Genomic DNA, 16,323 nt, shown 5'->3' with positions numbered 1-16,323 from the left:
CAGCCCTTAAGGCAAAGGCCGTGGCCCGTCTGACAAAATCGCCGAAATCGTGGGACAAAATCGGCGATTTCGTCCTACAAATTCGCCGATTTCGTCAGCCTTTTAACCGTTAATTATGCACCAATGTGCCGATGTCCTCGCCCTCCATCACCCTTTTCAGGTTTCCCACGATGTCCATATTGAAGACATAGATGGGCAGGTTGTTTTCCCGGCACATGCAGATGGCGGTGAGATCCATCACCTTCAGGCCGCGTTCCAGCACCTCCTTGTAGGTGATTTCGGTAAACTTGCGGGCGGTGGGGTCTTTCTCCGGGTCGGCCGTGTAGACGCCGTCTACACGGGTACCCTTAAGCATTACATCGGCCTCTATCTCTATGCCGCGGAGCGATGAGCCCGTGTCGGTGGTGAAATAGGGGCTTCCCGTTCCCGCCGAAAAGATGCAGACATAACCCTGCTCCATAGCCTCGATGGCCTTCCATTTGTTGTAGAACTCGCCTATAGGCTCCATACGGATGGCCGTGAGCACCCTGGTCTTCAGGCCGATGGCTCCGAGTGCGGAACTCAGGGCCAGCGAGTTTATCACCGTGGCGCACATGCCCATCTGGTCGCCTTTCACCCGGTCGAAGCCTCTCTGGCTCCCACTGAGCCCCCGGAAGATGTTTCCACCGCCAATCACGATGCCTATCTGCACGCCCATATCGTGTATTTCCTTGATCTGGCGGGCGTAGTCGGCCAGTCGGTCGGGATCGATGCCGAAACTTTGTCGGCCCATCAGGCTCTCGCCGGAGAGCTTGAGAAGAATTCTCTTGAATCTTGCCATTTTTGTTTTTTTTATTTTATAGCTTGATTTTCATGTCCTGTTCGCGCCATGGGAAGCCCCATGTCAGCCCCCTCGGGTTACTTGTCAGCGTTTAACCTTTTTCTGTGGAAGGAAAACGATGGTGCCTTGGGCAGAGTATTGACCTTTCTTTTGTGGCTCTATCGTTGCGCAAGCGCATGCGTATACAGTGGGCTTGCCTTCAACTTGCGGCAAGCGATAGCACTGGGCTTGAACCTCATAAGGGGTGCGTTGGTCTATGGGCTGTGCGATATGCGCATCGTAGCCGGTGCCGGCTTTGTATTCTTCTTTCGAGATTTTTACCCATTCTGCAGGGATCTCATCAAACAAGAAGCCCTCGGTTTCAGCCTTGGATGGGAAAAGGGCATAGGTATGCGACATTATATAATCACACTCTATCGCGTTGTATTTGGGGCGATACTCTATTTCTTTAACGAATTTCTTTTCATAAGCAAACTCTATCGAAATGCTCCCGTTATAGTCTTCCGACTTGGCTCCCTTGTATATTTCTGGGCATTCTTTTAGCTGCCACATCCTCATACCGAAAGCTTCTGTCCATGGCATGGCGAAGTAAGGCTTTTGCGGAAGCTTGTCTTTATTGTCGCCTGCTTGCAGGGAAATGGTTGGAAATATGGCCAATACGAGCAGTGCTACGATGATAACTCTCTGTTTTAAGTGATTCATAATTATAGTTTTAATATATTATTATTTTCCTTTTCTAGCAGGAATTCTACCTCCTTAAAGGCATAGCTGCGCAAGTGGCACTGCCTGTCGCGCAGGATGAGGCGACCGTCGTCTTCCACTTCTACGATGGATCCCTCGAACTCCCCCATCCTGTCGCGAAAGCGGTGGAAGCCGCGGGCTCGGTAGAGGGCGTCGTGATAGAGTGCGGTGATGTCCTGAAAGCGGTTCTCACGCAGCATGCCGAGGTATTTCTCGATGGCGTCGAGCATCTGTTCGAACAGATGATCGAGGTCAAGCTCATGGCCTGTGATCTGGCAGAGCGATACGGGGTTGGGAGCGTCGCCGTGGAATTCGCGCTGGTTGACATTGATGCCCGTGCCGTAGATGCACCGCTTCACGCCCTCTTTCCCTATGCGGGTCTCGATGATGGTGCCGCTTATTTTCCGGTCATTCCAATAGATGTCGTTCGGCCATTTGAGCGTGAAGCCGTCGGCATATCGGTCAAGTACCTCCTTGACGGCCAATGCTTCGGCCTCAGAGAGCAGGAACTGCCGTTGCACGGGCACATGTTTAGGATGCACCATGACGGAGAAGAGCAGGTTTTTGCCCGGCTCGCTTTCCCAGGTGTTGGCGCCGTTGCCACGCCCGGCGGTCTGGTAGTCGGCCCTGACGACGGTCATCTCCTCGTCTTCGGGCGGCTGATAGTCGCTCAGGCGACTGCTGGTGGAGTCAGTTTCCTTTAGATGTATAATCTTTCTCTTCATCTCCCTTCATTTATAATAGCAGCGGGTTGAAAGCGTTCTCGGTATGTTCGATTCGGGCATGGGCCGCTTCCGTCCCGACAATGGTCAGGATGTCGAAGCGTATCTCGTAGTCGAGGGCGAATTCCTTGATATAGGCGTTGGCCGCGATTCCAAGGTTGCGTATTTTCCTCAGGTCGACGGCGGCCTCGGGTTCGATGAACTTGTCGTCCTGCCGCGTCTTCACTTCTACGAACACGAGCAGGTTCTGCTGTTCGCTGACAGCGATGATGTCGAGGTCTCGCTTTCCGAATTTCCAGTCATGGTCGCGGATGTAGTACCCTTTGCCGATTAGGTATCGCTCGGCAAGTTCCTCGCCCCATTTTCCCAGTTCGTTGTGCTTCGCCATTCTGTGGATTTCATTTTCTTGATGCAAAAATAGCATTTTTTGGCCATATTTCCAACAGATTCCTCTGTTTTTCCTGAAAAGTTCACGGCGGCGGGCATTGTCTTGTCTATGGCGGCAGGTATGGCCTCTGACTGTAGAAGCATGAGTAGGACAAGGAGAATGGCAAATATCGGAATGCTGGTATTTTCGTTTGCTATTTCGGTAATCCTCCTGTTGGAACTTGGCTTTTCTCAACCGTTTCTATATAATACGACAAATGATAAAAAAGCAAGAAGGTCCCCCATGCTTTGAAATCTATTTTGTTTACAGCGATATATGATTCATAAAACTTGTTATTTTAAAGGTGTTTTGGGTAATAGGATATTTATCATTCAATAATCTAAGATCATCAAGCAGTATGGAGATTAAGAAGCGTTCCAGAACATGGAGCACTTTCAGTTTGCCGGTGCTGCCGGAAATTCTGCTTCCGTCTGTAATTGTCCTCTTCCTCGTCGTTTGGAAGACGGGTTGAAGAAAAAATGGAAAATACTTATAGTTAGGTATTGTTAATTCCCATAAAAGGTTGTACCTTTGCCTTGTGTAAGAGAAGATAATGCCCCCATGAGCTTTTTGTGATTCATGAAGGACTAATGACAGACAAAAACGATTGAGATATGATAAAGAAGAAGGATTGGAGCAGGAAGAGCCTGCTCTCTTTTCTGACCATGGTCTTGCTGCTGGCTCATGCCTTTGAGGCCAAGGCTCAGCAGAAGTATAGTGTGTCGGGAACGGTTTACGAGGTCGCCGGGGAGAAGCAGCGTCCTCTGGACTTCGCTGTGATTACGCTTCCCGACTATGGGTTGATGGCAACGACATCCGGTGGCGGCCGCTACACCATCAGCAATGTACCCGTAGGAAAGGTGAAGGTGCGCGTCTCGTTTCTGGGCAAGGCGCAGATAGAACGGGTGGTTCTCATCAGCGGCAGCATGAAGAATCTGGACTTCGTGATGCAGGACGAGGACTTCCGCTTGAAGGAGGTGGTGGTTACGGCGCAGCAGAACGCTGCCGGAAGGGCCACTTCGAGCAATATCTCGCGCCAAGCCATGGACCATATGCAGGCCACGAGCCTTGCTGATCTGATGTCGCTGGTGCCCGGAGGTATCAGCCAGGACCAGAATCTGAACTCGGCCAAGACGCTTAGCATCCGTCAGATTGACGATAAAGGCAGAGGTACGAACATGGAGCTCAACTCCTTGGGCACGGCCATCATCCAGGACGGAGCCCCCATTTCCAACAATGCCAACCTAAGTGCCCTGAGCCCCACGGTGGGCGGAGCGGCCGTGTCGTTGGCCGGTGGCAGTTCGCCGAACTCGGGATTCGATGTGCGCTCCATCTCTACGGAGAACATTGAGAATGTAGAGGTGATGCGCGGAATTCCCTCGGTGGAGTACGGTGACCTGACCTCCGGTGCGGTGATCATCCACACCAAGGCGGGACGCGAGCCCTTACGCGTCCGCGCCAAGGCCAACCCGAATGTCTATCAAGGTAGCGTAGGCGGTGGCTTCGGCTTCGGGCAGAAGGGAGGGACGCTCAACCTGAGTGCCGACTACGCCTACAACATCAAGGACCCCACCGAGAGCTACGACCATTATCAGCGGCTCACGGCCAAGGTGCTCTACTCAAATTTTTTCTTCGCCAATAGGCTGCGCAGCAACACCTCGCTCGACTTCTTCTACGGGAAGGATGCGCGCGACCGTAATCCCGACGATGAAATCACGCTCACCCGCCGCCGGGGAGAGGACATGGGATTCCGCTTTAATACCAACGGCCTCTGGAATATCAACAAGGGCTGGTTGAAGAACATCCGCTATGTGCTCTCGGGAAGCTATACTTCTAAGGACAGCTACAGCGAAACAGCCTACACTTCGGCCAACGCGCCATACTCCATGACCATGACCGACGGCACCGTACTCTCTAATGTTCCAGGGCAGCATCTCTTCACGGCCGATAACATGGAGATAACTCATTTCGGCGAAGCCGATGCCGGAAGCTATGCCGTATACCTGCCCTCGTCGTATTTGGGACGGTATGACATCGACAGCAAGGAGGTGAACTTTTATGCCAAGCTCACGGCCAACTTCTTCAAACGCTTCGGACGGGTGAACAACCGTATCCTGCTGGGTGTGGATTTCAAGACCGATGGCAATGAGGGCGATGGCAAGACCTACGACCCTGCTCGGCCGCCTCACCGCAACCTTCAGCAGCTGAATGCCTCTTTCAGGCCTCGGGCCTATAAGGATATCCCGTATATCAATCAGCTGGGAGCCTTCGTGGAAGACAACTTCAACTGGATGGTCGGCGGTACTCATACGCTGAATTTGCAAGCCGGGTTGCGATTCGACAAGGTCTCGGTGGCAGGGAGCGTGCTCTCGCCCCGCCTCAACGCGTCAATGGAAATCATTCCCGAGGTGCTCACCCTGCGCGGGGGCTTCGGCATTGCGGCCAAGATGCCCACCTTATTATATTTATATCCGGAGAACGCCTACTTCGAATATATCAACCTGAACGAACTCACCAATGAGAACATTCCCGAGGCCGAGCGCAAGTTTATTACCACCACACGGGTCTTCAACTCGCAGAACAGAGACTTGAAGATTGCCAGGAACTATAAGTCGGAGATTGGGCTGGACTTCCGCCTGGGCAAGATGAGGCTTGGCCTCACGGCCTTCATGGAGAGAATGAAAGACGGCTATGCGCTGAACAAGACGCTCGGCACATTTGTGCCGGTGGATTATAAAGTCTACGGGCGCAATGCCGACGGAGCTCTTGAGCTTTCCGGAACCTACCCCGTGCTGTCCAGCTACTATACGCCGACGAACGCCAACTTCTCTACCACAAAGGGCGTGGAGTTTGAACTCGACATTGCCCGCATCGAATCCATCCGCACCTCCTTCCAGTTGAGCGGCAGCTGGATGAGGAGCAACTACTACTCGGATGCCTACGATTTCTACGACAACAGCTCGGAAACACCTGCTACGCGCAAGAATATCGCCGTCTACGACAAGCGCAAGGTGGACCATCACGACCAGCAGTTCGTTACTACCCTGCGTGCCACCCACAACATTCCTCGCATAGGATTCGTGGTAACCCTTTCGGCACAAGCCATTTGGCAGCAGTCTAACTGGGGCACCTATCACAACGATTCCATCCCCGTGGGCTATATCTCGCTCGAGACGGGGAAGGTCAACTGGTTCGCCCCGGGCCTCTACACCACGACCGAACAGCTGAAAGCGGCCGGTTACGACTATCTTCTGAACAGAAGCAACAGCCAGACTTATTCGATCAAAGAGTCATACAGGCCCTATTTCAACTTCAATATCAATGTTACCAAGGAAATCGGAGAGATGCTGCGCGTGTCATTCTTTGCCCACAATATGTTTCGCAGTCATCCCCGCTATGAGAGCAAGCGGTCGCCGGGCACCTTCTATAAGTTGAATAACCGCTTCTATTTCGGCATGGAATTGGCTTTGAAGATATAAAAAGGAAAGATTATGAAAAAGAAAAATTCTTATATACTGGCCACTCTGGCAATGTGCCTGACGCTCTTCGCCGGATGCGACGAGTGGAGAAGCGTGAGCGACTCAGAAAAAGTGGCACCCCTGGATGTGAAGGTGAACCTCGACATTCAGGTAGAGAATATGGCATCGACCTCTGGGCTGAAGCTGAAGCTCGACGACTATGAGGACGGCTACCATTACGAGCAGGAGTTCGACGGCGAGTCGGTGAGTGTCTCAGGCATCATTCCCGGCATCTACACCATATCCGTGGCAGGCTCTGCTCTTGATAACGAGGGTGCGGAATACTATGTGGCAGGCAACCAGGTAAACATCGCCCTGACAAGTGGAAAAACTGATATTAAGGTTACCGTACAGGGACTGAAGGTGAGCCCTCTGGTCTTCAAGGAACTCTATTTTGCGGGTTCCAAGCCTCCCGTGGGCTTTTCTTATTTCCGCGACCAGTTCTTCGAGGTGTACAATAACTCCTCCAAGGTGCAATATCTGGACGGCATCTACTTCGGCAATCTCTATCCGGGTACGGCAACGAAGATCCTGCCCGTATGGCCCGAGGCTGACGGCATCGATTATGTGTATGCCGAGCGCGTGTGGAAGTTTCCCGGAAACGGTACTGACTATCCGCTGCAACCGGGTGAGTCGGCCGTGGTGGCACAGTTCGCCGTTAACCATAAGTCTGACACCTACAATCCCAATTCGCCGGTAGACTGCTCGCATGCGGAGTTTGAGTTCAACATGGATAATACCCTGTATCCCGACCAGAAGGCCACGGATATGCTACATGTGTTCTACAATGGCTCGGCCGCCAAGGGCACTCTGAAGCAGTATCTGATTTCGGTCTTCGGCCCGGCCTACTGCCTGTTTCAGGTGCCGAAGGGGGAGAACTATGATCCGGTGAACAATGCCAACCTGCATACCACTGATCTAAGTAAGCCCAAGAGCAAGACGCTCTATGCAAAGATTCCCATCAAGTATGTGCTCGATGCCGTGGAATGCGTGCAGAACGAGGGAATGTCGTCGGGCAAGCGCGTGCGTGCGGTGCTCGACGCCGGCATGACCTGGGTGGGCAGCAATTATTGCGGTCAAGGCGTGGCGCGCAAGGTGAGCCTCAACGAGAATGGCGACACGCTGCGACGCGACAACGGAGCCTTGATATTCCGGGATACCAACAATTCTACCGACGATTTCGAGCGGAATGTAACCCCAGTGCTACACCGATATAATACAGGTGTCCCTTCATGGAATGAGACTTATTAACAAAGAGGAAACGAAAGATGAAAAGCAGAAAGAAATATAAGGCTTTAGCCGCAGGCCTGCTCTCCTTGGGCAGCCTCGCCGCAGCGGCACAGGGATTTTCTCCTGCTGCCCTTGAGTGGCAGAAGGAGCAGTGCGTGTGGTTGCAGTCGGCCAATGCTGCCGGAACGGCCTTCGACGATACGCGCAACTACTCGGATGTTAGGGTAGGCTATGATGTTACAAGCGGCAACTATAAGCGACCGCAGCAGGGCGAGAAAGACAAGGTACTAAGCATCGGCAGCGAGGGCTTCATCAACCTGCAGAACATATATCTGTGGGGAGAATTCTCCTTCCAGCATGAGAATCTTGATGACGCGCAGTACAACGCCTCTATCACCGATCCGTTCCGGGGAATGCCCTTTTATGTAACGGACACTTATCAGAGCAAGTGGCGCAATCAATTCTACAATCTGGCGTTCCGTATGGGCACGCCACTCTATTGGCGCCACCTGACCTTCGGTCTGACGGGCAACTACAAGGCTTCACTGGCTGCCAAGCAGCGCGATCCCCGTGTGGACAGCCGCTTCTATAACCTGTGGCTGAGTCCGGGCGTTACTTATTCTTTCTGTTCTGCCAGCCGCGTGGGGCTGAACATCTATTATTCCTCCCTGAAAGAGGATGCGGAAATGAGTAACGAGAACACCTATGTCTCTCAAGACTATTATATCCTCTACGGACTGGGAGCGGCTTCCCATGGTTTGGGGTCGGGCGTTACGCTGAACTACTTCGGCAATCTCTGGGGCTTGGGCCTGCAGTATCAGTACGGGCAAGGTCGCTGGAATGTATTCCTCGAGGCAGCCTACGACAAGAAAATAGAGAATGTGGAGCAGAGCTTCACATCGCCCAAGAAACTGGGAGCCGTGAATGACAAGCATCTCTCCCTCAAGGCCACCGCCTTCTATAGGGACGAAGCCCTCACCCATGAGTTGAAGGCTGGCTGGGACTATCGCCACATCAACGGTACGCAGTATCTGATGAAGCGCGACAATACGGAGACCCATTCCGGCTGGATTGAGCTTTCCCATCTTGTCCGTTCTCTATACCAAACCCGTCAGGCGTTCCTGGAATACGGAATCGTCAGGCCTTCGGGCGACGAATATGACTGGCGCGCCGATGCTCGGATAGCCTATCTGAACTACGACGACCAGTATATCCTTCCCGCGTCGAGAAAAGACTCCCGGATTCTTACCGTTCAGGCTGGCATGAAGAAGAACTTCAAGATTGGTCAGGAGATGCAGCGCCGGTTGCTCGCGGCCGTCAGCGGCGGCTTCCGCAACGGCATGGGCGGCAGCTATAAGTATGGCGGCACCAATGCCGACTATCCCACGGTTACCGCCATGGAGCCGCAAGACGAGGCTTTTCTCTTGAGCGACAGCTGGAATGCAGGCGCCTCACTCACCTATTCCCAGCTCGTGAAGCCCGACACGAAGATGAACATCTATGCGCGGATGAGCCTGAACTATACGAAGCCGAGCCACGATTCGTTTGATAAAAGGCAGGAACTGTCGTTCACGGTAGGGTGCAACTTCTAAGGTTTCGGCACCTTGTCTTGCGATAGCTTAATATCTTAAGAACATGATGAATAGAACGAGAAATATTGCGTCTGTCGTGCTGATGCTCCTCGTGAGCCTCGGTATGGCAGCGCAGACCATCACGAAGCCGTCGGTAAAGACACCGACCAGCTTCGCCGTCTTTGTCGATCAGCTCAGCTATGAGAAAGCTCGGACTGCTATAGATGCCTATCGGCAGAGCGTGGAAGCCGATGGACTGGGTACTTATCTGGTGGTCGGCGACTTCAAGTCGCCCGAATCTATCCGTGAATTGCTCGTGAAATATCATGCCGACAAGAAGCAACCTCTGGAGGGATGTGTCTTCATAGGCGACATCCCAATCCCCATGATTCGTGACGCCCAGTACCTCACCTCGGCCTTTAAGATGAACCAGAAGGCTGACTGGAAAGAGTCGAGTGTGCCCAGCGACCGTTTCTACGACGACTTTTCGCTGAAGTTCGACTTCATCAGGCAGGATGCCGACCGCCCGCTCTATTTCTATTATTCGCTCCGGGCGGACTCTAAGACCCGCCTCTCGCCCGACATCTATTCCGGGCGCATCAAGCCGGTTGAAATCGAGGGAGTGGACAAATACCGTCTCCTGAGCGACTACCTGATGAAGGTGGTACGCGAGAAACAGGATACGGACAATGTGCTCGACCGCCTCTCCATGGCCCGCGGCCACGGCTATAACTCGGAAGACAAGCTGGCATGGGCGGCCGAACAGTTGGCTCTGCGTGAGCAGATGCCGAGGCTCTTTCGGTCGGGTAGCACGGTGAAGTTCTTCGACTACGACGATCTCTTCCCCATGAAGAACATCCTTCTCAATGAAGTGCAGGACCCCGCGCTCGATGTCATGCTCTTCCATCACCACGGATCTTCTGAAACGGAGTACATTAACGGTCTTCCCGAAGGATCCTCGCTGAGCGTAAGCATCGAGAATATCAAGTTCTATCTGCGCGCCAAACTGCCCTCGAGAGCCCGGGAAGTGGGACGCGAACAGGCCATCAAGGAGTATTCCGAGCGGCTGGGAGTGCCACGCCAGTGGTGCGAGAAGGCCTTCGACTCCCTGAAACTCGTGCAGGATTCGCTGTTCAACGAGACACTCGACATACACACCTACGATGTGCGCAAGCTCCGTCCCGGAGCCCGCTTCATCCTCTTCGACGCATGTTTCAACGGGTCGTTCCACCAGAAGGACTATCTCGCCGGAGCCTATCTCTTCGCGCCGGGACACACTGTTGCCGCTGTTGCCGGTACGGTAAACGCCTTGCAGGACAAGTGGCCCGATGAGTTTGTCGGACTGTTGGCCGCCGGCATGAGGGTAGGGCAGTTCAACCGCTTCACGGGATATTTGGAAAGCCATGTCATTGGCGACCCTACCTTCCATTTCAAGAACGACGGGGCTCTCGCCTTCGACATCAACAAGGCCCTCACCGTGCACGACCGCGACGCGGCTTTCTGGCGCAAGCAGCTCTCCTGTCGCCTGCCCGATGTGGAGGCCATGGCGCTGCGCCAGCTGCTCTATGCCGGAGAGAAAGGGCTGCCGGAACTCCTCCGACGCACCTATCTTGCCTCCGACAACTTCGTTGTGCGTATGGAAGCCGTGAAGCTCCTGTCGCAGAACTATCCCGAGCTGGCCGTCGCCACGCTCAAGGAGAGCCTGGACGACAGCTATGAACTGGTGAGGCGCCTTTCCGCTGAATATGTGGAGCGCATTGCCGACCCGGCACTCATCCCGGCCTTCGTAGGCGCCTTTCTGAACCGCGGGCACGAGAAGCGGCTCAGCTTCCGACTCTCCGGAGCCATGATGGCTTTCGATTCCGGTGCGCTGCAGCGGGAACTCGACCGCCAGCTCGAAGGGCGTATCGTTTATAGCGACACCATTATCAACGAGATCCGCCAGGCTATCCGTGTCAGCCAGACCCGCATGAATGCCGACCTGAAGGAGCTTGCGGCACCTGGGCAGAAGTCGAGCGTTTATCGCAACGCTATCTATGGCTACCGCAACCATCCCACGCCGCTCATGGCCGACGAGTTTTTGCGCATCGCGGCCGACAAGGCGCGACCTATGGAAGTGCGTCTTTATGCCGTGCATACACTGGGCTGGTATGACCTATGCTATCGCCGTGCCGATATCGCCCGGTCGCTGCGCCAGATAAAGACCGACGACAAAGCCCTGGCCGAAGAACTCAGCCGCAGCGTGAACCGACTGGAGCACGGAGAGTAGGAGACCGCTTCGAGAATGACAAAATCGGCGAATTCGTCCCACGATTTCGCCGATTTTGTCCGTCAATTTCGCCGATTTTGTCGTGCCGGAAGCCGTCAGAAGGACGAGGGAGAGCTGCCGGTGCATTTCCTTGCGTCGGTGGCTTGTATTCCGGATAATTTTCGTAACTTAGCCGTCAGATTATTCACGAGAAGACAGAATCTATATGGCAACACTCAGAATCGCGATCGTCGGAGGGGGCGCGGCCGGCTTTTTTGCCGCCGTTACAGCAAAGGCGAGGCGACCCGACGCCGAGGTCATCGTCTATGAAAAGAACAGCAAGCCACTCGCCAAGGTAGCGATAACGGGGGGTGGACGATGCAACCTGACCAATTCATTCGAGCAAGTCGACGATCTGAAACAGGTCTATCCGCGTGGCGACAGGCTCATGAGGCGCCTTCTCCACCACTTCGACCACCGCGACTGCTGGGCTTGGTTCGAGCAGCGAGGTGTGCCCCTCGTTACCCAGGACGACGAATGCGTATTCCCGCAGTCGCAGGATGCCATGAGCATCGTCGGTTGTCTGCTCGCCGAAGCGCGCCGGTTCGGGGTGCAGATCGTTGTCTCCTGCCGGGTGGAGAGCCTTACGCCGCTGACCGATGGGCGGCTACGGCTGGGTTTCCAGAATGGCCGCCCAGAGGAGTTCGACCGTGTGGCCGTTACCACGGGAGGGTCGCCTCGCGGCGATGGACTGCGCTGGCTGGCTGCGCTGGGTCATGAGATAGTGCCCCCCGTTCCGTCGCTCTTCACCTTCAACATAGCCGACCGACAGCTCACCGAGCTGATGGGAACGGTGGTTGAGGTGGCCATCTCGATTCCTGGGACCAAGTTTCGTGCCTTCGGACCGCTGCTCATCACCCACTGGGGCATGAGCGGTCCGGCCGTGCTCAAGCTCTCGTCGCATGCCGCGCGCCATCTCTCGGAACTGGCATATAAGGCCCAGGTGGCGGTAAACTGGGTGGGGAAGCTTTCGCGTCGGGAAGTGGAGACCGTGCTACAGTCGTTTGTTCTCGCCAATCCACATAAGCAGACGGGCACATGGAACCCCTATGGACTGCCGTCGAGGCTTTGGCACTACCTGCTCCAACGCGGCGGTCTGGCGACCGGAAAGCGGTGGAGCGAGGTAGGCAAAAAGGGTTTGAACCGCCTTGTGGAGACGCTTGGCAACGATGTCTATGCTGTCGACGGCAGGGGTACCTATAAGGAGGAATTCGTTACCTGCGGGGGGATTGCACTCTCGGGCGTCGACTCAAACACCCTCGAGAGCAAGGTGGTGCGCCATCTCTACTTTGCCGGCGAGGTGCTCGACATCGATGCCGTTACGGGCGGCTTCAACCTTCAGGCCGCATGGACGACGGGTTTCGTCGTGGGGAGGCATATCGTCGACTGACCGGCCGTTGCTTCGCGGAAGAGTCTATCGCCACGGGCAGAGGACACTTTCCCTGTCTGGGCTTAGTATTTAGGATGGTCGCAATTCGCTTGTCCGTTTTCTCTCTTTCCCTTCTGGGATAACAAAAACAGCAACCCCGGGGGGAAATGTCCAGGGTTGCGGAAACTCATCCTCACGATGATAATAATAGTCATTAAAAGAACAAGGCGGCCTAATTTCACAATTCAGCCATTCGCCTTAGGTAAAAGTTTTCTTTATTAACTTTAAAATTATAATATATATAAACAATAGTTCCCTTTCAGTTGCCACCCATTCGAATGGTTTCTCCTTCTCTTTTTCGTCTTGCCCCGCTGGGGATAGTTATACTTTCATTTGTTATATTTTCTTTTTCCAGTGATCGGCAGGCTTTTTTCATGAGAACAAAGGTAGGAATTAATCTTGCGGGAGGCTTGTAAAATACGGACAATATTTTGTGATTGGTTGCCAATCTGTTCCCTGGTTTTTGTAATATTCGGACATAAGAAAACGGAAATCTTTTGATAGTCAGAGTGTTGAAGTCTCAAAACTGTCCTATGAAACAGAACTCCCAGCCATGGAGTTTTGAATCTTTTTCGTGCTTTTTTATTAGAAAGAGGTGTCATGTTTAATTTATTTTCTTATCTTTGTAATCGTTAACGGTCTGATTAGGTAATATATATAACTTATTTTAAGCGTATATTGATTCACGAAAGAACTTATGGATACTCGAATAAGGCGTCTTGGTCTGCTATGCGGCCTGCTTTACATGTTCCTTGCATTTTGTGTCGTAGAGTGTACCGATAGCAAGGCCGTTGACGGCCCGTCAGAGTCGGAACGCCTCGTGGCCGACAGTCTCGTCATGGCCTGCAACGATACCGTTCGGCTGCGGGAGATGCTCATGGAATATCAGAAGGAGGGAAACCTTCTCTATCAGGAAGCCACCTTGCGGAAGCTGGGCAAACTATATCGTGAGCTGGGCAATTTCACTCGCTCCATCCACTATCATAATCGGGAGTTGCAACTGGCGGAGAGGGCCAAAGACACGATAGGGATCGTCGTCGCCCTGAATAACATCGGCACCAACTTTCGCCGTATGGGCATCCTCGACGAAGCCTCTTCCTATCACATCAAGGCCCTCCACCTGTCGATGGACTACAGCGACCAGACCTCGTGGATCATGCGCAAGTATCGCGTGGTTTCGCTCAACGGACTGGGCAATGTGTATCTCACGGCGGGTAACCTGGAGTCGGCCGACAGCGTGTTCCGCCTCTCGCTGGCAGGTGAGAAGATGCTCGGAAGTGCCTTGGGACAGGCCATCAACTATGCCAATATCGGCTCCATCAAGGAGGTGAGGGGACAGGTGGACTCGGCATGGTTTTACTATCGTAAGTCGTTGGAGCACAACACGCAGGCCGGTTCGAAGATGGGAATCTCGCTCAACCATAACTCCTTCGGGCAGCTCTACGAGAAAGAGATGAAGCTGGACAAGGCTATCCGGGAGTACAGGCAATCATATGCCATCATGAAAGACGAGCCGGACAAGTGGCATTGGCTGGAGCCCTGTGTGGCCCTCGGACGCATTTATCTGCGCAAAGGCGACCTCGCCTTGGCCAGCTACTATCTGACCAAGGCATGCAGTGTGGCCGAGCAGATTCATTCCAGCGAGCACCTGCAGGCCGTGCACGAACTGTACAGTAAGCTGTATGTCCGCCAGAACAACTATAAGAAAGCTTTCGAGGAGCAGCGTCTCTCTCATCTATATAAGGACAGCGTGGTGAATGTGGCCAACCTGAACCGCATCCAGAACCTGCGCGTCGGCTTTGAGAAGAGCAGGAGGCTGCAGGAGGTCAAGCTGGCCACGGCCGCCATCCAGGCTCGGAGTAAGGTCAAGGACCTCGTTTTGGGAGGATTTCTCATCATTCTCGTGCTGTTGGTGGCCGTCATCCTGCAGCAGTGGTATCTCTTGAAGGTACGCCGGCAGAAAGCGGAGTTCGTGCGCCATGTAATAGAAACCCGCGAGCAATTCTTCACGAACATAACCCATGAGTTCCGAACGCCGCTCACCGTGATTCTCAGCGAAGGAGAGCGGATGGCCGATGCACGGACAGCCGACCTCGGCATGCTGCACAAATCAGGGGAAATGATTGTGCGGCAGGGGCGATCGCTGCTGACGCTGGCCAACCAGCTGCTTGATATCAGTAAGGTGAAATCAGAGATCGGGGAGGCCGACTGGCATACGGGCAACGCCGTGCCGTATCTCCACATGATTGTGGAGGAGAACCTCCAGCTCGCCCGAGCCAAGAAAATATCGATGCTCTTCTTGCCGAACGAGAACGAGGTGAAGATGGATTTCGTGCCTGATTATCTGAAAAAGATAGTGCGCAACCTGATTTCCAATGCCGTGAAGTTTACCAATCCGCAGGGTACCATCGTCGTTTCGTGCAAGATGCAGGATTCTGACTTTCAGATTACGGTGGCCGACAACGGCATCGGCATGACGGAAGAGGTGAAGAAACATGTATTCGAACCGTTCTACGAGGGCAATGCCGGAATCGAGCACATTGGCACGGGCGTGGGGCTCTCGCTGGTCTACCAGCTCGTGAAGGCCTTGAAAGGAAGCATCAAGGTGGATAGCGAGTTCGGCAAGGGCACGATATTCACCATCCTTCTTCCCCGTAAGCACGGGGAGGGCGACTGGAAGCCGCTGGAAAGAGGGCGACCCATGGTCAAGTCGGTATTGACTGTCGGGGTGGAGGAACCAGACTTTCCCGAGGCCAGGAAACAAGATGGCAACCTGCCTACTCAGATTCTCGTCGTGGAGGACAATGCCGATGTGGCGCGCTATATAGGGGAGTTGGTTCCCAAGGAGTATAGCGTGGCTTATGCCGCCAATGGCGAGGAGGGGTTGCGGAAAGCTACCGACTTGTTGCCCGATCTGATTCTTACTGACCTGATGATGCCGGGTATCGACGGGCTGGAGCTGTGCCGTCGCGTCCGTTCCAATGAGGCTACGAACACCATCCCGATCATTATCATCACGGCAAAGACTTCTCAGAGCGATCTGGAGGAGGGTCTGCAGGCGGGCGCGAATGCCTATATCCTCAAGCCATTTAGTGCCAACGAGCTGCGTCTGCGTATCGACGGGCTGCTCAACGAGCGGCGCATGCTGCAGGAAAAATTCATCCTTGCCTCGCATGAGCTCAGCGAAGTGAAGTCCGATATCTCAAGGGGGGATATCGACTTTATATCCCGCTTCACGAATGTAATCTACGATCAGATGCGCAACAACGAGATAAACCAGGAGGAGCTGGCGCGGAAACTCTTCATGAGTCAGCGTACCCTGCGCCGTAAGATAGTGGACCTGACGGGCGAGACGCTGAACAATTATATCATGAAGATTCGCATAGATTATGCGCAGCAGCAGCTCAAGTGTCGCCCGGAATTCACCATCAACGAGGTCGCCATGCGCTGCGGTTTCACCGATCAAGCCTATTTCAGCCGCATTTTCAAGCAGAGCGTGGGCATTACGCCCAATCAATACCGCAAGAATGTGTAGGCGGCAGAGGGAGGCGTAGTGC

General features: G+C 53.9%; 10 protein-coding genes. 6 read left to right on the top strand and 4 right to left on the bottom strand.

The window, feature by feature from the left end; translation table 11 throughout:
- Positions 1-109 precede the first annotated feature (109 nt).
- From pyrH to C7120_RS01275, 4 genes are all read right to left on the bottom strand, one after another.
- On the bottom strand, positions 110-820 hold the full coding sequence (gene pyrH / locus C7120_RS01290) for a UMP kinase (protein WP_107620042.1): 711 nt from the start codon (positions 818-820) through the stop codon (positions 110-112).
- 84 nt (positions 821-904) lie between these two features.
- Positions 905-1,522, bottom strand: coding sequence for a hypothetical protein (locus C7120_RS01285; RefSeq protein WP_107620041.1), 618 nt, complete (start codon positions 1,520-1,522; stop codon positions 905-907).
- Between the two features lie 2 nt (positions 1,523-1,524).
- Entirely contained in the window at positions 1,525-2,286 is a 762-nt protein-coding gene (locus tag C7120_RS01280) for a biotin--[acetyl-CoA-carboxylase] ligase (RefSeq protein WP_107620040.1), read from the bottom strand.
- 10 nt (positions 2,287-2,296) lie between these two features.
- Positions 2,297-2,671: a YraN family protein gene (locus C7120_RS01275; protein ID WP_107620039.1), complete on the bottom strand. Its 375-nt coding sequence runs from the start codon at positions 2,669-2,671 to the stop codon at positions 2,297-2,299.
- A gap of 653 nt (positions 2,672-3,324) precedes the next feature.
- Here C7120_RS01275 and C7120_RS01265 point away from each other — a divergent pair.
- From C7120_RS01265 to C7120_RS01240, 6 genes are all read left to right on the top strand, one after another.
- Positions 3,325-6,189, top strand: coding sequence for a TonB-dependent receptor (locus tag C7120_RS01265; RefSeq protein ID WP_107620037.1), 2,865 nt, complete (start codon positions 3,325-3,327; stop codon positions 6,187-6,189).
- A gap of 12 nt (positions 6,190-6,201) precedes the next feature.
- Complete coding sequence (locus tag C7120_RS01260; RefSeq protein WP_107620036.1) at positions 6,202-7,479, top strand: DUF4876 domain-containing protein; 1,278 nt, start codon at positions 6,202-6,204, stop codon at positions 7,477-7,479.
- Positions 7,480-7,496: 17 nt separating this feature from the next.
- Positions 7,497-9,050 carry a DUF6850 family outer membrane beta-barrel protein gene (locus tag C7120_RS01255; protein WP_107620035.1) on the top strand — a complete coding sequence of 518 codons (1,554 nt, stop codon included), beginning with the start codon at positions 7,497-7,499 and terminating at the stop codon, positions 9,048-9,050.
- A gap of 43 nt (positions 9,051-9,093) precedes the next feature.
- Positions 9,094-11,298, top strand: coding sequence for a HEAT repeat domain-containing protein (locus C7120_RS01250; protein ID WP_233246993.1), 2,205 nt, complete (start codon positions 9,094-9,096; stop codon positions 11,296-11,298).
- Between the two features lie 205 nt (positions 11,299-11,503).
- Complete coding sequence (locus C7120_RS01245; protein WP_107620034.1) at positions 11,504-12,727, top strand: NAD(P)/FAD-dependent oxidoreductase; 1,224 nt, start codon at positions 11,504-11,506, stop codon at positions 12,725-12,727.
- Positions 12,728-13,463: 736 nt separating this feature from the next.
- On the top strand, positions 13,464-16,301 hold the full coding sequence (locus C7120_RS01240; RefSeq protein WP_107620033.1) for an ATP-binding protein: 2,838 nt from the start codon (positions 13,464-13,466) through the stop codon (positions 16,299-16,301).
- Positions 16,302-16,323 lie beyond the last annotated feature (22 nt).

Origin of the sequence: Prevotella sp. oral taxon 376 (genome assembly GCF_003043945.1) — a bacterium.
Classification (GTDB): Bacteria; Bacteroidota; Bacteroidia; order Bacteroidales; family Bacteroidaceae; genus Prevotella.
The sequence above is the reverse complement of the archived record's forward strand: the minus strand, read 5'-3'. Positions and strand labels throughout refer to the sequence as shown.